This window comes from Streptomyces sp. ITFR-16 (genome assembly GCF_031844705.1).
Classification (GTDB): domain Bacteria; phylum Actinomycetota; class Actinomycetes; order Streptomycetales; family Streptomycetaceae; genus Streptomyces.
Map to the genome: position 1 here is coordinate 3,705,081 of NZ_CP134609.1, position 19,373 is coordinate 3,724,453.

Below are 19,373 nucleotides of genomic sequence, written 5' to 3' on the forward strand. Positions count from 1 at the left end.
CACGAGAGCGGAACAATCAGGCCGGAATAAGACCGATCGTCCACTGTGTCCTCGCTGTGTTCATTGCCTACCAAACCCACAAAGGAGTTTGCCAGGACTTTCAAAGGAACCTCCAACCTGCCGAAGCAGGCCGGGGTATCAACATATCTGGCGTTGACTTTTGGCACGCTGTTGAGTTCTCAAGGAACGGACGCTTCCTTCGTACTCACCCCTGCGGGCTTTCCTCCGGGCGCTTCCCTTCGGTCTTGCGTTTCCGACTCTATCAGACTCTTTCGCGTCCGATTCCCGGCCGAAGCGGGTCTCGCATTTTCCGCTTTCCAGTTCTTCGCTTTCGCGTTTCCCTTTCCGGCGAGTCCGACTCTATCAGATCCTTTCGGGCCTGATTCCCAGTCAGCGGGGCTTGTCCTCCCGGCTGTTGGGCCGTTCCGACGTCCAAAACTCTAGCGGATTTTCCCGGCGGCTCATAATCGGGCCTTCGAAATTAATTTCGGCATGCCGAAATTGTCCCGAGTGGGAGATCGTGCTGAGTGTTGGTTGCCGCTTCTGCGGCGGGATCGGCTGCCGCAGAACCGTTCAGGCTCCGTGACAACTCGAAGAACCTTACGGATCGAGGCGGGGTGTGTCAACCCCCTCTCGGCCCTCCTCAGTCGAGTCAGTCGAGGTCGGTGAGGCGGCCGCCGGCATCCGGCTGGGCATGCTCCACCCGGCGCAGCAGGCGGATCAGCATCTCGCCGAGCATCCCGCGTTCGTCGCCCTCGAGGTCCTGGAGCAGGTCCTCCTCGAAGTCGGTGGCCATCCGCATGGCCTCCAGCCACTTCGTCCGGCCCTCGTCCGTCAGCTCGACGATGACGCGCACCCGGTTGTTCTCGTCGCGGTCCCGGGTCACGAGCCCCTCGCCCGCCATGCGGTCGATGCGGTGCGTCATCGCGGCCGGGGTGAGACCGAGCCGCTTGGCCAGCTCCCCCGGGCCCAGCCGGTACGGGGCTCCGGCCAGCACGAGGGTCTTGAGGACCTCCCACTCGGCGTTGCTGATGCCGAGGGCGGCGAGCTGCCGTCCGTACGCCACGTTCATCCGGCGGTTCAGGCGGCCGAGGGCGGAGACGACCTGTTCGACCTGCGGGTCCAGGTCCCGGTACTCGCGCTGGTACGCGGCGATCTGCTCGTCGAGGCTCGGCTCGTCGAGGCCCGGCTCGGTGGTGTCAGACATGGCGCGCAGTATGGCACGCCCGCCATAGCCGTCGAAGTCCTTCGAGCTGTAGTGTTGAGCTTCAAATTTTAGTGATAAAGTCTTCGGGTTCGAGTCGTTCACTCGTGGGTTTCGAGAGCTTGAGGTAGGTGAGTGTGACCAGGGAAATGGGTGCAGCACTGCGGCGGATCCAGCTGGGGAGCGCGCTGAGCGCGTTCGGGCTGGGCTTCACCGTTCCGTATCTGTACGTCTATGTGGCACAGGTGCGGGATCTCGGTGCCGGTACGGCCGGGGTCGTGCTGGCGGTCTTCGCCATGGCGGCGCTCGCCGTCCTGCCGTTCACCGGCCGGGCCATCGACCGGCGCGGGCCCCTGCCCGTCCTGGTCGTCGCCTCGGCCGTCGCGTCCCTGGGCGCCGCCGCGCTGGGCTTCTCCTCAGGAGTGACCACCTCCGTCCTGTCGGCGGCGGTGCTCGGGGCGGGGACCGCCGTGATGCAGCCCGCGCTCGCGACCATGCTGGTGCGGTGCACCGGGACCGCCACCCGTACCCGCGCCTTCGCCATGCAGTTCTTCCTGCAGAACCTGGGACTCGGCATCGGCGGACTGGTCGGCGGGCAGCTCGTCGACACGAGCCGGCCGGCGTCATTCACCCTGCTGTTCCTGATCGAAGCCGTGATGTTCCTCGTGCTCGGCGCCATCGCGGCGACCGTGCGGATGCCGCACGCCCCCGCCGCCGCCACGCAGACCGCGCCGGGTGAGCGCGGAGCCGGGCAGGGCGGGCTGCGGACGCTGCTCTCGCACCGGGCCATGGTCCAGCTGTGCGTCCTGGGCTTCGTGCTGTTCTTCGCCTGCTACGGGCAGTTCGAGTCCGGGCTCGCCGCGTACGGCACCGAGGCCGCCGGGATCGAGCCCTCGACGCTCGGTATCGCGCTGGCCGCCAACACGGCCGTCATCGTCGTGGCCCAGTTCGTGGTGCTGCGTCTGGTCGAGCGCCGCCGGCGCACCCGGGTCATCGCCTGGGTCGGCCTGATCTGGGCGTTCGCCTGGATCGTGGCGGGCTACGCGGGCCTCGGGCACGGCAGCCAGACCATGGCGACGGCCGCGATGATCTCCACGTACGCCCTGTTCGGGCTCGGTGAGGCGATGCTGTCGCCGACCGTCGCACCGCTGGTCGCGGATCTGGCGCCGGAGTCGATGGTCGGGCAGTACAACTCGGCATTCGCGCTGTGCAAGCAGCTGGCGCTGGCGGTCGGGCCCGCCGTGGGCGGTCCGATGGGGGCCTCGCTGCACGGGCCGTACATCGTCACCTTCGTGCTGTTCTCGCTGGGCATCACCGCGCTGGCGCTGCGGCTCGGCCGGCGGCTCACCCCCGTGCAGGACCAGCCCTCCCTGGCTGCGGCGCCGTCGCGGGTGGTGGCCGTGTCGCTGCCGGAGAACGCGCAGGCCGAGGTGGCGGCGCCGGTCGCCGCCGTCCGCTGACGGCGGCGGTCGCCCGCTACTGCGGCAGGGCGAACTCGCACCAGACCGCCTTGCCGCCGCCGGGGGTCCGGCGGCTGCCCCACGACGTGGCGATCGTCGCGACGATGGTGATGCCCCGGCCCGCCTCGTCCGCCGGATCGGCGCGGCGGCGGCGCGGCAGGTGGTCGTCCCCGTCGGTCACCTCGATGATCAGCCGGCGGTCGGTGCGTCTGAGCCCCAGGCGCATCGGCGGCGTGCCGTGCTGGAGGGAGTTGGCGACCAGCTCGCCCGCGGCGAGGACACCCAGGTCGCAGAGCTCTACCGGGAAGCGCCACGACGTCAGGACGCCGGTCGCGAAGGCGCGGGCGCGCGGAGCCGCTTCGATGCCGCCGAGCAGATCGAGCGAGGCGTTGTGGAACAGCTCCGCGGCCGCTCCGGTGCGGGCGGGGTGCTGCACCACCAGGACCGCCACGTCGTCGTCGTGCTCCGCGGTGATGTTGAGCGAGCGCATCAGCCGGTCGCAGACCACCTGGGGCGCGCCCTTCGCGCCGGACAGCGCCCGTTCCAGCGCGGCCACGCCTTCGTCGATGTCCTCGCTGCGGCGTTCGACGAGACCGTCCGTGTAGAGGACGGCGGTCGAGCCGGGCGGCAGCGCGATCGTGCCCGAGGTGTGGATCCAGCCACCGGTGCCGAGCGGGGGTCCGGTCGGGCCCTCGGCGCGGTGCACCGTACCGTCCTCGTCGCGCACCAGGATCGGGAGATGGCCGGCGGAGGAGTACACCAGCCGGCCCTCGTTGGGGTCGTGGACCGCGTACGCGCAGGTCGCGATCTGGCTGGCGTCGATCTCGGCGGCCAGCCCGTCGAGCAGCTGGAGCACCTCGTGGGGCGGGAGGTCGAGGCGGGCGTAGGCGCGCACGGCCGTGCGCAGCTGGCCCATGACGGCGGCGGCGCGCACCCCGCGCCCCATCACGTCCCCGATGACCAGGGCGGTGCGGCCGGCCCCGAGCGTGATGACGTCGTACCAGTCGCCGCCGACCGCGGCGTCCGTGCCCCCCGGCTGGTAGGTGGCGGCGATCCGCAGGTCGTCGGGCTGTTCCAGCTCCTGCGGGAGCAGTGAGCGCTGGAGGGTCACGGCCGTCTCGCGGTGGCGGCGCTCGCTGGTGCGCAGGCGCTCGGCCGCCTCCGCGTGGTCGGTGACGTCGGCCGCGTACACGAGGACGCCGCCCTCGTGTCCCTTCTCCTTGTCGCGCCGTACGGGGGTGCAGGTCACGGTGTACGAGTTGCCGCTGCCGGCCTTGCGGGACTTCACCGTGCGCGGGGTGCCGCTGCGCAGGACCTGGTCCATCAGGGGGAGCAGGCTGAGCTCGGTGAGTTCGGGCATCGCCTCGGCCGCAGGGACCCCGCTGGGCCGGGGGCCGAAGGCCGCCGCGTAGGCCTCGTTGACGAACGCGACACGGTGGTCGGGTCCGTGCACCAGGGCGACGAGGGCGGGGAGCTGGCCGAGGATGTCGCGGGCGGAGAGGTCCTCGAGGGCGGGGGCGGCGGTCCCGGTGCCGCCCGGTTCGTCCTGCGGCGGTTTCGCCCCCGGCCCGGCCTGTGCGTACTCGGCGCGGGCCGCCGGGACGGGGCTGTGGTCGTCCCGGGCGGCGCGACGCTGCGTACCGGGGAGGCGGGCGCTCCAACGCGTGAAGTTCACGGAATTTCTGGCCTCGTGTGTCGGTCTGGTCCGCTCGGGCGGGCTGCTTCCTCTGCCGGGGCGTCCCACCTGTCGGGGGGCGTTCGTCGCCCCTGGGACGGTCTTCGCTGGTCACTGTCGGATGCTGCCGGCCGGGTCACTCTGTGCAGATGTGGGCCCACCCATGGTCACACGTCCAGTGTGTCGGACCCTACTGACAGTCGTCGCCGTCGGGCCGCGGACGCCTGCCCGCGGCGAGTTCGAACTCGGCGCGGGGGTGCTCCAGGGAGCCCAGGGAGACGATCTCGCGCTTGAAGAGGCCGGCGAGGGTCCATTCGGCCAGGACCCGTGCCTTGCGGTTGAAGGTGGGGACGCGGCTCAGGTGGTACATGCGGTGCATCAGCCAGGCCGGATAGCCCTTGAGGCGGCGTCCGTAGACGTGGGCGACGCCCTTGTGGAGGCCGAGGGAGGCGACGGAGCCCGCGTAGCTGTGCCGGTATTCGGTCAGCGGTCCGCCGTCGATCGCGGCGACGAGGTTGTCGGCGAGGACCTTGGCCTGGCGGACGGCGTGCTGGGCGTTGGGGGCGGTCTGCCGGCCGGGCTCACCGGCGGCCAGGTCGGGGACGGCTGCCGCGTCCCCGGCGGCCCAGGCGTGTTCCGTCCCCTCGACGGTGAGCCGGGCGGTGCAGACCAGCCGGCCGCGTTCGTCGAGCGGCAGGTCGGTGGCGGCGAGCAGGGGCGAGGGCTTGACGCCCGCGGTCCACACGAGCGTGCGGGTGCGGAAGCGGGAGCCGTCGCTGAGCACGGCGACCCGGTCCTCGATGGAGTCCAGCCGGGTGTCGAGCCGTACGTCGATGTTGCGGCCGCGCAGCTCCCGTACGGCGTACCGGCCCATCGACTCCCCGACCTCGGGCAGGATGCGGCCGGTGGCCTCGACGAGGATCCATTTCAGGTCCTCGGCCTTGATGTTGTGGTAGTACCGCGAGGTGTAGCGGGCCATGTCCTCCAGCTCGGCGAGGGCCTCGACCCCGGCGTAGCCGCCGCCGACGAAGACGAAGGTGAGGGCCGCGTCGCGGATGGCCGGGTCGCGGGTGGCGGAGGCGATGTCCATCTGCTCGATGACGTGGTTGCGCAGGCCGATGGCCTCCTCGATCGTCTTGAAGCCGACGCCGTGGTCGGCGAGGCCGGGGACGGGGAGGGTGCGCGAGACGGAGCCGGGTGCCAGGACCAGTTCGTCGTACGCGATCTCCAGGGCGCCGGTGCCGTCCTCGCCGGTGGCGAGGGTGGTGACGGTCGCGGTGCGCTTGGCGTGGTCGATGCGCTGGGCCTCGCCGATGACGATGGTGCAGTGCGGCAGGACGCGGCGCAGCGGTACGACGACATGGCGGGGCGAGATCGAGCCGGCGGCGGCCTCGGGAAGAAACGGCTGATACGTCATATAGGGCTCGGGTGTGACGACGACGATCTCGGCCTCGCCGCTTCTCAGTCGGTGCTTCAGCTTCCGCTGGAGACGCAGCGCTGTGTACATCCCGACGTAGCCGCCGCCGACGACGAGAATGCGCACACCCGGCGGAGGGCCGGGGGGTGTTCCCCCGGAAACTGAAGCCATCACCACCCCATGACGCAACGTGCACCGGAGTTTGTCCACAGCCCCGGCAAATTGTGTGACCGGAGGTTCGGTACGGGCCCTCGGTCCCGACCGCTCGTTCGGTACGAAAGCCCCGCAGGTCAGGGCTTGCGGTACGGGGCACGGCACTGCGGCCAATCGGTGACCAACCGGTCCTTGCTCCGATCGGGGGGCGCTCCGGGCGGAACTGCCCCCTTCTGAATTGAGCCGGGCTCAACTATGTTCGTATGTCGTCGGGGTGTCGGACGGTGACCGTGGTCCACCCTCGACTGACACGGCGGGAGTCTCCGGGGGGAGACGTCATAACCGGGGGAACAGTTATGGATATTCAGGAATCGCATTGGCCGACCAGTGCCGTCGCGTCCGAAGGGAACGGACGAATCGGGGCAGTTGGCACGATGAACGGTGTGGGGTCCACCGCGACCGCCGCACCGGCGGCCGCGGTGAGCACCCTGGGCACCGCGCTCGGTGCGCAGACCGGCGTATCGGCCGCGCACGGGCGTTCGGCGCCCCTGCGGGTGGACGCACAGCGCAATCTCGAACACGTCCTGCGCGCCGCGCGCGAGGTGTTCGGTGAACTGGGCTACGGCGCCCCGATGGAGGACGTGGCACGCCGCGCCAGGGTCGGTGTCGGCACGGTGTACCGCCGCTTCCCCAGCAAGGACGTGCTGGTGCGCCGGATAGCCGAGGAGGAGACCTCCCGGCTGACCGACCAGGCCAGATCCGCGCTGGGCCAGGAGGACGAGCCGTGGTCGGCGCTCTCGCGCTTCCTGCGGACGTCGGTGGCCTCGGGCGCCGGCCGGCTGCTGCCGCCGCAGATACTGCGGGTCGGTGTGGACGTCGACGACTCGACGGTGGTCGGCGACTCCGGTGCCGTACGGGCGGCGGAGCCCGAGGCGGGTGACGCGCAGGAGGAACCCCGGGTGCCCCAGCAGCGGCAGGAGGCGGGCAAGGCCACGCTGCGGGTGGCCGATCCGCACCACGGGGCGGAGGCCGGGGACGAGGACCTCGGCGCCGGCGCGGCCGAACTGCTGGAGGTCGTCGGGCGGTTGGTCGACCGGGCGCGGACGTCGGGCGAGCTGCGCCGCGATGTGACGGTGGCCGATGTGCTGCTGGTCATCGCGACGGCGGCGCCTTCGCTGCCGGACGCGGCGCAGCAGGCCGCCGCGTCCTCGCGGCTGCTGGACATCCTCCTGGAGGGGCTGCGCTCGCGGCCCGAGTAGGAGCAAGCAGAAGCAAGGGAGTGCGCCGGTGCTGCGGGCGGTCGGTGTGAGGAGTGTGCGGTGCGGCGGTGCGGCCTGCGTGGAGCGGGGCGCACCGGCTACCGGACGCTGCCCTCGGGCGGCCCGCGCATGACGTGGCTTCCCAACTACCCTGTCAACACATCCCGTTACTCCTTCCCCAAACGAGTGGCCGGTAGTGCTCACATTCGGGAAAACGCCCCGGATGAGTGGTTGCCGGGGCTCGGAGTCCGCCGTTCCCGCGCTCTGTGGCACGCTTGCCCGGTGTTCGGGTCCGCAAGCGCATACGGGGGCGTCCGCGATGAGCGGTGACGGGCAGCAGGAAGAGTCGTACGACGGTGTCTCCACCGCGGGCGACGGTACGGAGACGGGCGGCCTGCCCGGGCACCAGGTGCCGACCCAGGCCGGTCCGGGGCGTCCGGCTGCCGCCGACGACGCCGGCGGAACGGTCCTGCCGGGGCCCTGGCCGCCCGCGCCCGTCGAGAACGCTCCGGCTCGGAGCGCGGACGAGCTCGATGCCGCGGCGGCCGTGCCCATGCAGCGCGTGGGCGGCGGCTCGGCCGAGGGCTCCACGCTCGCGCCCTCCGACGCACAGCTGATCCAGCAGATGCGCGAGGGCGACGACCTCGCCTACGACGAGCTGTTCCGCCGCCACTCGGAGGCCGTGCGCCGCTACGCCCGCACCTGCTGCCGCGACGCCCACACCGCCGACGACCTGACGGCCGAGGTGTTCGCCAGGACCCTTCAGGCGGTACGGGGCGGCAAGGGGCCCGAGGAGGCGGTGCGGGCCTATCTGATGACGGCGGTCCGGCATGTGGCCGCCGCCTGGACGAAGACCGCGAAGCGCGAGCACCTGGTCGACGACTTCGCGGCGTTCGCCGCGCAGGCCACGCGCACCTCGGAGGTGTCGGACTCGGACACCCTCGACCTCGGCGCCGATGTGCTGGCGATGCACGAGGCGGAGCAGTCGATGGCCATGCAGGCCTTCCGCAGCCTCCCCGAGCGCTGGCAGGCCGTGCTGTGGCACACGACCGTCGAGGAGGAGTCGCCCAGCGACATCGCCCCGCTGTTCGGTCTGACCGCGAATGCCACCTCGGTGCTGGCCAGCCGGGCCCGCGAAGGCCTCAAGCAGGCCTATCTCCAGGCCCATGTGAGCCAGGCGCTCACCTCGGGCGGCGACTGCGCCCGCTATGCCGACCGGCTCGGCGCCTATGCGCGCGGCGGGCTGCGGATGCGGGCCGAGCGCGGGCTGCGCGGGCATCTGGACGAGTGCGAGAAGTGCCGGCTCGCGGCGGGCGAACTGGCCCAGGTCAACGCCGGGATCCCCGCGCTGCTGCCGGTCGCGGTCATCGGCTGGTTCGCCGCCGGGTTCTCCCTCAAGGCCGCCGGGATCGTCGCGGGCGGAGCGGCCGGTGCCGCGGGTGCCGGCGCCGCCGCCGCGGCGACCGGCGGGGGCTCCTCCGCCGGCTCGGCCGGGGGCGCCGCTGCCTCCGAGGGCCTCGGCGCTCCGGCGAAGGCCGGGATCGCGGCAGCGGTCGTCGTCGCGGCGGCGGCCGGGCTCGTGTGGGCGCTGGTCGGCGACGACCAGCCGCGGCCCGAGGCGAAGCCTGCCGCCAAGCCGCCGGCCGTGGCCCCGGCGGTGCCTTCGCCCACCCCGCCGAAGACCAAGCCGGCGGCCCCGAAGCCCGCCCCGCCCGCTCCCGAGCCGGCGAAGCCGACCCCGGCGCCCACGCCCACCCCGACGCCCACTCCGACCCCGACGCCGAAGCCCACCCCGCCGCCCAAGCCCGCGCCCCCGGCTCCCGTACCGCCGAAGCCGAAGCCCACGCCGACCGCACCGGCCCCCACTCCCCCGCCGCCGCCCGCACCGGCGCCGGAGGTCTACCAGGTCAGCGAGTTGAGCTACACCCTCTTCGGCGACCACACCGAGCCCGAGGTGGTGCTCGGCGAGAGCAGCTGGGTCTGGCAGCGTTCGGGGATGTCGATCGGCGGCACGCAGTACGCCCACGGGGTGACCGTCCACAGCAATTCCTCGGTGGTCATCCAGCTGAACCGCCAGTGCGCCCGGTACGAGGCGATGGTCGGGGTCGACGACCTGACCATGGGACTCGGTTCCGTGCGGTTCTCGGTGTACAACGGGGACGGGGCGCGGCTGTGGCAGTCCCCGGTGATGAACGGCGACGACCCCGCCGTGCCGGTCGGCGTCTCGATCGCGGGTCAGGAGCGGATCAGGCTCGTCGTGGAGCCGGTGGGCGCTTTCGGCGGGGTGGCCCTCGCCGACTGGGCCAATTCCCGCATCAGCTGCAGCTGACGGCCCGGCTGTTCCGCCTCTGCTCGGCCTCCGTGACCGCGTGGGCGGCAGCGGCCGGGGCAGGGGTCACTCAAGCCGCGCGACGATGCCCTGGAGCAGGTCGATGACGTCGTCGAGGGTCAGCTCGCGGCCCTTCGCGGACTCCTCCTCGTAGCGCGCGTCACCCAGTTCCTTGCGAGCCGTGCGCTCGGCCGCGTCCACCTCGGACTGCTCCACCACGGACCGGGGGCCGGAGATCCGCCAGCTGTCGGCGGCGGCCAGGATGCGTACGGCGGCGGCATGCTGCCCCACCTGCGGCAGCACGATCACCGCACCGTCCGCCAGGTACCCGGTGACGATCTCGGCGCAGTGCCCGTCCCGCGCCGCGACCAGGGCCGCCGTCAGCCCGCGCACCCCTGCGGCCGGACCCCCGTCGGGCTCGGGCTCGTACACGGAGATCCGGGCCGACAGCCCCTTCAGCGCCACGGTGAAATGGGACGGCGGGCCGCCGCGCCCGGTCTCCTCCTGGGCACGGTCGAGCATCCTGCGGGCGGTCACCGCGTCGCCCCGGTCGAGCGCCATGACGGCCCGCAGATAGCGCACGTACGCGGTGGCGTCGTGCGTCTGGTGGCGCTCCGCCTCGGCCTCCGAGTGGTCCAGCACGCGCGTGGCCTCCTCCCGGTCACCCGTGCGGTAGCGGAGTTCGGCGAGGCGGGCCAGCAGGAACGGGGCCTCGGCGTGGGCGCCGACCTCGCGGGCGAGCAGCAGCGCCTCCTCGAAGGCCACACGCGCCTCCTCGTAGCGACCGCGCATCATGCCCGCCTCGGCTGCGGCGCTCGCGACCTGGGCGCGCATCCAGCGGTCGCCGACGCGCCGGCTCAGCTCGCGCAACTCGGCGAGGTCGTCGTCGATGCCGGGCATACCGCCCGGCATGTCGACGATCATGTGGGTGCGGAACATCAGCGTGACCCCGTACTCCCACGCGCCCGCGTGGATCCGGGCGTTGTCGACGGCCTCGTCGATCTTCCGCCGGATGTCCTCCGCGGTGCCGGTGAGGAACGCGGTCATGGGCCAGAGCAGTCCGGGGAACCGGGCGCCGTGCGGCGGGGAGGCGGCGAACGCGTCGGCCACCCGGCCCACGAGCTCCTGGACCCCGGGACTGTTCTGGTCCATCCCGGCCGCCCCGCTCTCCGCAGCGAAGAAGAACCACAGCAGATGGAGGTTCATCCGGGGCCAGTACCGGGGGTCCTCGGCGTCCTCGGGCTCCGGGCCGAGCGTCAGGGCTCTCGTGGTCCAGGCGAGGCCTTCGGGGCGGTAGTTGCGCAGCCACCAGAACCAGCCCATGCCCAGCACCAGACGGCACGCGTCCGGTTCGCCGTCCGGCCCGGCGGCAATGGTGCGCTGGAGGGCGGCGCGGATGTTGTCGAGGTCCGTCTCCAGGCGCCGGATCCACGGGAGCTGGTCACCCGAGCGCAGCCGCGGCTCGGCCTCCTCGACGAGCGAGAGGAAGTACGCGGTGTGGGCGGCCCCGGCGGCCGCCTGTATCCCCGGGGTCTCGGCGCAGCGCTCGGCGGCGTACTCGTGGATGGTCTCCAGCAGGCGGTAGCGCATCTCGCCGTCCCCGGTGGGGGTGGCGACGACCAGGGACTTGTCGACCAGGGCGCCGATCAGGTCGGCGGTGTCGGCGGCGGACTGCCGGCCGGGCCCGGCCGGGGTGCCGATGACGGCTTCGGCGGCGGCCAGGTCCCAGCCGCCCGCGAAGACGGAGACCTGGCGCAGGGCGGTGCGTTCGTCCTCGTCGAGGAGGTCCCAGGACCAGTCGACGACCGCGCGCAGGGTCTGCTGACGGGGCAGCACGGTCCGGCTGCCGCCCGTCAGCAGGCGGAACCGGTCGTCGAGCCGGTCCGCGATCTGGCGCGGGCCGAGCATCCGCAGCCGGGCGGCCGCGAGTTCGATGGCAAGCGGCAGCCCGTCCAGCCGTCGGCAGATCTCGGCGACGGCGTCCGGATCGTGCCCGGGCTCGTGCTCGGGGTCGAAGCCGGGGCGTACGGCCCGGGCGCGCTCGGTGAACAGGCGGTGGGCGGGGTCGGCGGGCAGCGGGTCGACCGGACGGACGGACTCTCCGGGGACGCCGAGCGGTTCACGGCTGGTGGCGAGGACGCGCAGCTGGGGGCAGCGGGTCAGCAGGGTTTCGGCCAGCGCGGCGGCTGCGCCGATGACGTGTTCGCAGTTGTCGAGGATCAGGAGGACGGACCGGGAGCGCGAGCCGTGGGCCAGGTGGTCGACGAGCAGTTCGACCGGGTCCGCGCGGGAGGAGGAGCCGTCGTGGGCGCTGTCGCGCAGGAGTGCTGTCTCGCGCAGTCCGAGTGCGTTGAGCACGGCTCCCGGGACGGCCTCGGGGTCCTCCACCGGGGCCAGCTCGGCGATCCAGACCTCGTGCGGCAGGGCGGCGGCCGGGTCGCCGCCCGCTGCGGACTCCTCGGCCAGACGGGTCTTCCCCGAGCCGCCGGGGCCGGTCAGGGTGACCAGCCGGGACCGGGTCAGGTCGTCGCGGATGGTCCGCAGTTCCGGCTCGCGCCCCACGAAGGAGGTGAGCCGGGGGCGGAGGTTGCCCCGGGGCGGTTTCACGTGAAACGTGCCAGTCGGGGCGGGTGTGGGGGGTGCGGCGGGTGCCGGGGTGAGCAATTCGTGGTGCAGGGCGGTCAGTTCGGGCCCGGGGTCGGTGCCGAGGCCGTCGGCGAGAGTGCGGCGCGCGTCCTCGTACGCGGCGAGGGCGTCGGCCTGCCGGCCGTCGGCGCGCAGGGCCCGGATGAGCTGGGCCCGGAAGCGCTCGTCGTAGGGGTGGGCGGCGGTCAGCTCCGTCAGCTCGGCGACCAGCGTGGCGGCGGATATCGCGCTCCCCCGCTCCCCGGCCCGCGCCGCACCGCGCAGGTCGGCCTCGATACGGCGTTCGAGGGCGGCCAGCCGGTGGCCCTCCGGGCGCAGGGCGTGGCCGTGGTCCCCGTCGGGCAGATCGGCCAGCGCGGGGCCGCGCCAGAGGGCCAGTGCGGTGCGCAGGGTGCGGGCGGCCTCGTCGGGTGCGTCCGCGTCCAGCTCGGCGCCGCCCTGGCGGACCAGGCGCTCGAACACGTACAGATCGACGTCCTCCGGACCGGCGGCGAGGCGGTAGCCGCCCGGGGTACTGGCCAGCGCGTCCTTCCCCAGTGCCCGGCGCAGCCGCCCCACCAGGGCCTGGAGCGCGGCGGGCGCGTCCGCCGGAGGGTCACCGGCCCAGACGTCGTCCACGAGCTCGGCGACCGGTACGGCACGGCCGGGCCGCAGGGCGAGCGCGGCGAGCAGCGCGCGCAGCCGCGTACCGCCGAGGGGCAGCGCCTCGCCGTGCTCGTCTCGCGCCTCCGTGGCGCCCAGGATCAGATACCGCACCCGGCCATTGTGTCCCGCTCACGGGCCGGTGAGCAGCGAACAGGCCGCACGCGGGGGCCGCAGGCCCCTCCTCCTACCCCTGAAGCGAGCGCCGGGCCGGGACCACGCCGCCCGCGACCGCGCGCTGGCGCGGCGCCGCGGTGCCCGTCCAGCAGGTGCCTCGGCGCGCGACGAGGCGGCGCAGCCACAGTTCGGTGGAGGCGAGGTCGGCAAGCCCGTCCAGGGGCAGCGGCTCGCCCTCGGAGGCCGCGCGCAGGGCCTTCCGTACGACGCGGGCCTCGACCAGGCCCGCGTCGGCGAGCAGCGGGGCGTCGAAGAGCGCGATCAGCTCGGGCAGTGCGGCGCGCAGGCCGGTCCGGACCACGGCGGTCGAGGTGGCCTGGGACGGGGCGCCCCAGCCGGCGGGCAGGTCGTGGATGCCCGCACCGGCCAGGACCCGGCGCAGGATCGCCGCACGGGCGCCCGGCTGGACCCGGAGGGACTCGGGCAGCGCGCGGGCGGCCCGTACGACCTGGTTGTCGAGGAAGGGGGCGTGCAGCCGCTGGCTGCGGACCTCGGCGGCCTGCTCCAGGATCCGGTGGTCGGCCGCGTTGCGGGCGAGGGCGGCCCTGGCCCGGGCCTCACCGGGGCGCTGGACGGAGGTGGGACGGATCGCCGCCTCCTGGAGGCGAACCGATACTTCAGCGAGCGCCTCTCCGGTCAGCCACCGGGCGGCGGGCCCCGGCCGGGACCAGGCCAGGGCGGCGAGCGAGGCGTCGGCGGGGGTGTCCAGGCCGGGCGTGAGGCGGTTGGCGTCCGGCAGCAGGTCGGCGGCTGCCTCCAAGCCGGTGCGGTAGGACGTACGGGCCAGCCGGCGGGCCGCCCGGTAGACGGTCAGCGGGACGAAAAGGGAGTGCGCGGAGGGGCCTTCGGCCTTGGCGAGCGCGGCGACCGGGCGCACCAGGTGGCGGCGTCTGCGGTCGATCAGCAGATCGGCGAGGCGGGCCGGATGCGCGTCGAGCACCTGCCGGGCGCCGTCGCCCACGAAGTGGTCGGCGCTGCCTGCGGAGAGGCGGCGGCGGTGGCGTTCGACGAGGACGAGGGAGGGGGCGGGCTCGTCCGTCAGGGGACCGTTGTCCAGCTCGGCGTACGGCAGCGCCTCCTCGCCCGCGGCCACGACGACGTGGTGCAGGCGCGGGTTGGCCGCGATGACCCGGGCGCGTTCGAGTTCGTCCTCGTGGGCGCGGGTCGTCAGGTCGTTGAAGGTGACGGCTAGCAGCCGCTCCCCCGCGCCCGTGCCATGCCCCAGGATCGTGCCGGGCAGGCCGGGCAGGCCGGGGAGCCCGGCGGCCAGCAGGGCGAGGGTGGCCGACGCGCTGCCGCCGGAGAGGTCCGCGCCGATGCCCGGCACGGGCGCGCCCCGGGCGGCGCGGCGTTCGGCGGGGCCCATGCCGGGGACCGGGCCGGGGTCGGGCGGAAGGGTCTCCGGGGCGTGGCGCGGGGCCAGGAGGCGGGCGCGCACGGCTTCGACCAGGGCGTCGCGCACCCCGTCGACGGCGCTCACCGGGTCGAGCTCGGGCGCGGCCACGGCGAGGGAGGCCACCGCCTCGTACCCGGTGATCTCCCGCGAGCCCTCGCGGAGGATCAGCGCGTGCCCGGGCGGGATGCGCTTCACGCCCTCGTACGGGGTGCCGTCGCGCAGCGCCTCCGGGGTCTCGGGGCAGGCGAGCAGCGCGGCGAGGTGGCCGATGTCGAGCTGCGCCTCGATGAGGTCGGCGAGCGGGAGCGCGGCGGTGGCGTAGGCGGTGCCGCCCGCCCACGGGGTGTAGAAGACCGGCCGGGCCCCGGCGAGGTCCCCGACGACGGTGATCCTGCGCCCTATCTGGACGACGGCCGTGTAGCTGCCGGTCCAGGCGGTGAGGTGGCGCAGGGCGCCGCCCCGGGCGGCGAGCAGGCCGACGCGCAGCTGTTCGTCGCTGGCGCCGCAGCAGCCGAGGACGGCGAGCCGGACGGTGGGCGCGCCCTCGGCGGTGTCCACCCGGACGGTGCGGATCTCGTCGGGCCGCCAGTCGCCGACCGCCCAGAGCGGATCCGGGTCCCCCCACAGGAGTTGGGAGCCCACGGGGTGCATCGTGCGCCCCTCGTCACGGGCACCGACCGCTCCGGCCGTGCCGAAGCTCGCGGCGATACTGCTCCAACCCACCAACCAACGCATCGCCGCCTCCACAGGCTGTGGACAGAACGGCGCAGCAGGAAGAGGTCCCGGGAGAACTCCGGTGACGCACGGCGCCGTTGCGGACATGCTGCCACGACAACGGCGCGCAGGAGTGGCCAGGGACGGCGCACGTCGTGAGCGCATGCGCCCCTGGCAAAGGCCGGATGGCGGCCGCCGGTCCGGGCATCCGGCACGCGACCCGCGCGCGCCGGTGGGAGCGTCAACGGAGTCTGGGATTCCGCGCGTCGTGTTCCCCGTACACCCGCCGGCCGAACGGCCCGGATTCGGCCACCGCCCGTTCCTCGCACGGACGGCCGCCGACATGTCCGCGAATCCGCAGGCCCAACCTCGGTCGACCGACGACATTCGGCCAATCTCGGAGCGATCCGGAACCGCCGAGGCCGAACGCGACGCCACCATTTCACCGTTTTCGAACCTGTTTGCTCCCCGGCCCGCCCGGTGGTGCGCCGGGTTCCACCCGGGCTCCGGAACGATTTCGAGGGCCGTCACGCACCTCTCCGGCGCCCGGCCCGACGCACAGTCCGGGAGGCACGGTTCACCTCCCGGACCGGTCCGCCGCCTGCGGGGAATGAGGCGGCGGTATCCCCCAGCCCGCTGTGTCCCGCACAACGGGCCGACCCACGCAGCACCCATGGAAGCGCTCCCCTCCGGGCCCGGCCAGAGCGCACGGCCGGGCGCACGGCCACACACCCGGGGCACGCCCGGACGCCGCGAACCGGCCGCGCGGGAGGACCCGGATCCAGGCGGACGCGCCCCCCGGACGCCCTGTCATATGCACCGTTCCGCCCCTGGTCGGCGGGCGGATCGGCGCACCGCCCCCGCGCGGCTGACGACGGCCCGGCGAGGCGCGCGCGGGCCCACCCCCGGCCGGGACGGACCCGCCGGGGACGGCACCCAGGCCGCTCTCCCCCGCTCCCCCTCTTTTCCTCCGCGTGCCCTCCGCTTTTCCTTCGCGCTTCCTTCGCCTCCCGCTCGCCACAACCGCCCCGCCCGCCCCAGGCGTTCGCATCCGCCCCGTCGTTCTCCGCGAGTGGCCGGTACGGACAACAATCCCGCCATACGGACGTCCGGCCCTTAACGGTAGGGATGCGGCGAACTACGCTGGGTTGACTGATGTTCTCAGCAGGGCGGCATATTCCTCGGGGCTCGGCCAAATGCGTGTGCGGCCGGAGTGCCGGGGTTCGTCCCTGGGGAGAACACGGTACGAATGCCGCGCGCCTCCACGGTGACGCGGCTGCCGTCTGTGTGTCGAGGGGTGGCGCATGTCCAGGGAGCAACGCGGACCGAACGAGAAGCTCGGAACCGTTCTCGCCCTCGCGGGAATCAGCAACGCCGGGCTCGCCCGGCGGGTCAACGACCTCGGGGCGCAGCGCGGACTGACACTTCGGTACGACAAGACCTCGGTGGCCCGGTGGGTCTCCAAGGGAATGGTGCCGCAGGGCGCCGCGCCCCATCTGATCGCTGCCGCGATCGGGGCCAAACTCGGCCGGCCGGTCCCGCTGCACGAGATCGGGCTCGCCGACGCCGACCCGGCGCCGGAGGTCGGGCTGGCGTTTCCGCGCGATGTGGCCGAAGCGGTCCGTTCGGCGACCGAGCTGTACCGGCTGGATCTGGCCGGGCGGCGGGCCGGCAGTGGCGGGATCTGGCAGTCACTGGCGGGCTCGTTCTCCGTGAGCGCCTACGCCACCCCCGCGTCCCGCTGGCTGATATCCCCCGCCGACCCGTCGGTGGCACGCGCCTCGGCGGCGGCCGAGGCCGCGATCCTGGGCACACGGGGCGCGCGGGGCGCGTCGGGGGCGCACAACGCCTCCCTGGCATCCGGTGCACCCGGACAGCCGGGCGCACCCGCCACCGCGCTCGCCCCGGGCGGCTCCTCGGCGCCGCCCGCCCCCGGGCACGGCACGCCGCCGGCCCCCGGGAACAGCGTGTCCGTCCCCGCCCAGCCCGGTCCGGAGTCCGGGGCCGACGCCTCGTCGCTGCGGGTCGGCCACAGCGACGTCTCCAAGCTGCGCGAGGCCGCGCAGGACGCCCGCCGCTGGGACTCCAAGTACGGGGGCGGGGACTGGCGTTCGTCGATGGTCCCGGAGTGCTTACGCGTCGACGCGGCGCCGCTGCTGCTCGGTTCGTACAGCGACGAGGTCGGCCGGGCGCTGTTCGGCGCGGCGGCCGAGCTGACCAGGCTCGCCGGCTGGATGGCCTTCGACACGGGCCAGCAGGAAGCGGCCCAGCGCTACTACATCCAGGCCCTGCGTCTGGCCAGGGCCGCGGCCGACGTCCCGCTCGGCGGCTATGTGCTGGCCTCCATGTCGCTGCAGGCGACCTACCGGGGCTTCGCCGACGAGGGCGTCGACCTCGCGCAGGCCGCCGTCGAGCGCAACCGGGGGCTGGCGACCGCCCGCACCATGAGCTTCTTCCGCCTGGTCGAGGCACGGGCCCACGCCAAGGCGAACGACGCACCGGCCGCGGGGGCCGCGCTCAAGGCCGCCGAAGGATGGCTGGAGCGCTCCCGGGACGGCGACGCGGACCCGTCGTGGCTGGGCTTCTACTCGTACGACAGATTCGCGGCCGACGCCGCGGAGTGCCACCTCGACCTGAAGGCGCCCCGCCAGGTGCGGCGCTTCACCGAACAGGCGCTGTCCCGGCCCACCGAGGAGTTCGTCCGCTCGCACGGGCTGCGGCTCGTGGTCTCGGCCGTCGCCGAGCTGGAGTCGGGCAATCTGGACGCGGCCTGCGCGGCGGGCACCCGGGCCGTGGAGGTCGCAGGCCGCATCTCCTCCGCCCGCACCACGGAGTACGTGCGCGACCTGCTGCACCGCCTGGAGCCCTACGGCGACGAGCCGCGCGTCGTGGAGCTGAGGGAGCGCGCCCGCCCCCTCCTGGTGGCACCGGCCTGAGGCGGCCGGGGGCCTTGCGGGGCCCCGGCAGCGCCACGCTGACCTGCGCTGGTTTGAGTGCGTTGTCAGTGGGTCAGTGCACTATCGGGGTGGGAGGTGGCGTGATGATGACGCACGCGGCGTACGACTGCGATGTGCTGGTGATCGGCGGCGGGATCGTCGGCCTGTCGGCCGCGTATGCGCTCACACGCACCGCGCCCGGCACCAGGGTGACCGTGCTGGAGAAGGAGCCGGGTCCGGCCCGCCATCAGACCGGGCGCAACAGCGGGGTGATCCACAGCGGGATCTACTACCCGCCGGGCTCCCTCAAGGCGCGGTACGCGCTGGGCGGCGGCGCCGAGCTGGCCGGCTTCTGCGCGGAGCACGGCATCGCGCACGCGATCACGGGCAAGCTGATCGTCGCGACCCGCCGTGACGAGCTGCCCCGGCTGCACGCCCTCGTGCAGCGCGGCCGGGAGCACGGACTGCCGGTGCGGGAGCTGGGCCCGGCGCAGATCTCGGAGTACGAGCCCCGGGTGCGGGGCCTCGCCGCGATCCGGGTGGGCACGACGGGGGTCTGCGACTTCGGCGCGGTCGCCGCGCGCTTCGCCGAGGAGGTGCGGGGCGCCGGCGGCGTGATCCGGTACGGCGCGGAGGTCACGGCGATCGACCGGCGCCCGTGGGGCGTGGCGGTGCGGACGGCGGACGGCCTGGTGGTGCGCTCCCGGGTGCTGGTCAACTGCGCGGGGCTGCACTGCGACCGGATCGCTCGGCTGGCGGGCGACGACCCGGGGATGCGCATCGTGCCCTTCCGGGGGGAGTACTACGAGCTGACCCGCCCCGAGCTGGTGCGCGGTCTGGTCTACCCGGTGCCCGACCCGGCGTTCCCGTTCCTCGGCGTCCACCTCACCCGGGGCCACGACGGCGGTGTCCACGTCGGACCCAACGCGGTGCCGGCGCTGGCCCGCGAGGGGTACGGCTGGCCGGTCGTGCGCCCCCGCGAGGTGCTGGACACGGTGAGCTGGCCGGGCTCGTGGCGGATCGCCCGCAGACACTGGCGGTACGGGGCGGGCGAGGTGCACCGCTCGCTCTCGAAGCACGCGTTCACGACGGCGGTGCGACGGCTCCTGCCCGAGGTGACGGAGGACGATCTGCGCCCCGCCCCGGCCGGGGTGCGGGCCCAGGCAGTGCTGCGGGACGGCACCCTGGTCGACGACTTCCTGATCCGCGAGGCCCCGCACACGGTGCATGTGCTGAACGCCCCGTCGCCCGCCGCGACCGCCTCGCTGCCCATCGGACGGGAGGTGGCGCGCCGGGCCCTGCTGCGGGCACGGGCGACGGGCTGGAAGCCGCCCGCCGTAGAATCAGGGCATTGTGTCTGAGCCC

Annotated in this window: 10 protein-coding genes; 5 read left to right on the forward strand and 5 right to left on the reverse strand. The window is 73.8% G+C overall.

From position 1 onward, the window contains the following. Positions 1–652: 652 nt before the first annotated feature. Positions 653–1,207, reverse strand: a complete 555-nt coding sequence (locus RLT58_RS16525; RefSeq protein ID WP_311311153.1) for a MarR family winged helix-turn-helix transcriptional regulator — start codon at positions 1,205–1,207, stop codon at positions 653–655. Between the two features lie 146 nt (positions 1,208–1,353). On the opposite strand from RLT58_RS16525, the gene RLT58_RS16530 reads away from it, so the two are divergent. After that, positions 1,354–2,664, forward strand: coding sequence for an MFS transporter (locus tag RLT58_RS16530; RefSeq protein WP_311311154.1), 1,311 nt, complete (start codon positions 1,354–1,356; stop codon positions 2,662–2,664). A gap of 16 nt (positions 2,665–2,680) precedes the next feature. On the opposite strand, the gene RLT58_RS16535 is transcribed toward RLT58_RS16530, so the two are convergent. Both RLT58_RS16535 and RLT58_RS16540 read right to left on the reverse strand, forming a co-directional pair. Then, positions 2,681–4,339, reverse strand: a complete 1,659-nt coding sequence (locus RLT58_RS16535; RefSeq protein WP_311311155.1) for an ATP-binding SpoIIE family protein phosphatase — start codon at positions 4,337–4,339, stop codon at positions 2,681–2,683. A 190-nt stretch (positions 4,340–4,529) separates the two neighbouring features. Then, complete coding sequence (locus tag RLT58_RS16540; RefSeq protein WP_399131897.1) at positions 4,530–5,846, reverse strand: NAD(P)/FAD-dependent oxidoreductase; 1,317 nt, start codon at positions 5,844–5,846, stop codon at positions 4,530–4,532. A gap of 419 nt (positions 5,847–6,265) precedes the next feature. On the opposite strand from RLT58_RS16540, the gene RLT58_RS16545 reads away from it, so the two are divergent. Then, positions 6,266–7,168 carry a TetR/AcrR family transcriptional regulator gene (locus RLT58_RS16545; protein WP_311311157.1) on the forward strand — a complete coding sequence of 301 codons (903 nt, stop codon included), beginning with the start codon at positions 6,266–6,268 and terminating at the stop codon, positions 7,166–7,168. A gap of 319 nt (positions 7,169–7,487) precedes the next feature. After that, positions 7,488–9,497 (forward strand): sigma-70 family RNA polymerase sigma factor, encoded by a 2,010-nt coding sequence (locus RLT58_RS16550; protein WP_311311158.1) that lies wholly within the window; start codon positions 7,488–7,490, stop codon positions 9,495–9,497. A gap of 66 nt (positions 9,498–9,563) precedes the next feature. On the opposite strand, the gene RLT58_RS16555 is transcribed toward RLT58_RS16550, so the two are convergent. Continuing rightward, positions 9,564–12,899, reverse strand: coding sequence for an ATP-binding protein (locus tag RLT58_RS16555; RefSeq protein WP_311311159.1), 3,336 nt, complete (start codon positions 12,897–12,899; stop codon positions 9,564–9,566). A 73-nt stretch (positions 12,900–12,972) separates the two neighbouring features. Further along, complete coding sequence (locus tag RLT58_RS16560) at positions 12,973–15,093, reverse strand: asparagine synthase-related protein (RefSeq protein ID WP_311311160.1); 2,121 nt, start codon at positions 15,091–15,093, stop codon at positions 12,973–12,975. A 1,283-nt stretch (positions 15,094–16,376) separates the two neighbouring features. On the opposite strand from RLT58_RS16560, the gene RLT58_RS16565 reads away from it, so the two are divergent. Together RLT58_RS16565 and lhgO are read left to right on the forward strand one after the other, a co-directional pair. Then, a complete protein-coding gene (locus tag RLT58_RS16565; RefSeq protein ID WP_311311161.1) occupies positions 16,377–18,008 on the forward strand; it encodes an NsdA family TPR-like regulatory protein in 1,632 nt (543 codons plus the stop codon). Positions 18,009–18,112: 104 nt separating this feature from the next. Beyond that, positions 18,113–19,369 carry an L-2-hydroxyglutarate dehydrogenase gene (gene lhgO / locus RLT58_RS16570; protein ID WP_311311162.1) on the forward strand — a complete coding sequence of 419 codons (1,257 nt, stop codon included), beginning with the start codon at positions 18,113–18,115 and terminating at the stop codon, positions 19,367–19,369. Positions 19,370–19,373 lie beyond the last annotated feature (4 nt).

Bases quoted from the DNA above. Each gene is read 5' to 3' on its own strand.
- RLT58_RS16525 (WP_311311153.1), bottom strand. From the start codon at position 1,207: ATGTCTGACACCACCGAGCCGGGCCTCGACGAGCCGAGCCTCGACGAG.
- RLT58_RS16530 (WP_311311154.1), top strand. From the start codon at position 1,354: ATGGGTGCAGCACTGCGGCGGATCCAGCTGGGGAGCGCGCTGAGCGCG.
- RLT58_RS16540 (WP_399131897.1), bottom strand. From the start codon at position 5,846: ATGTACACAGCGCTGCGTCTCCAGCGGAAGCTGAAGCACCGACTGAGA.
- RLT58_RS16545 (WP_311311157.1), top strand. From the start codon at position 6,266: ATGGATATTCAGGAATCGCATTGGCCGACCAGTGCCGTCGCGTCCGAA.
- RLT58_RS16550 (WP_311311158.1), top strand. From the start codon at position 7,488: ATGAGCGGTGACGGGCAGCAGGAAGAGTCGTACGACGGTGTCTCCACC.
- RLT58_RS16560 (WP_311311160.1), bottom strand. From the start codon at position 15,093: ATGCGTTGGTTGGTGGGTTGGAGCAGTATCGCCGCGAGCTTCGGCACG.
- RLT58_RS16565 (WP_311311161.1), top strand. From the start codon at position 16,377: ATGTCCAGGGAGCAACGCGGACCGAACGAGAAGCTCGGAACCGTTCTC.
- lhgO (WP_311311162.1), top strand. From the start codon at position 18,113: ATGATGACGCACGCGGCGTACGACTGCGATGTGCTGGTGATCGGCGGC.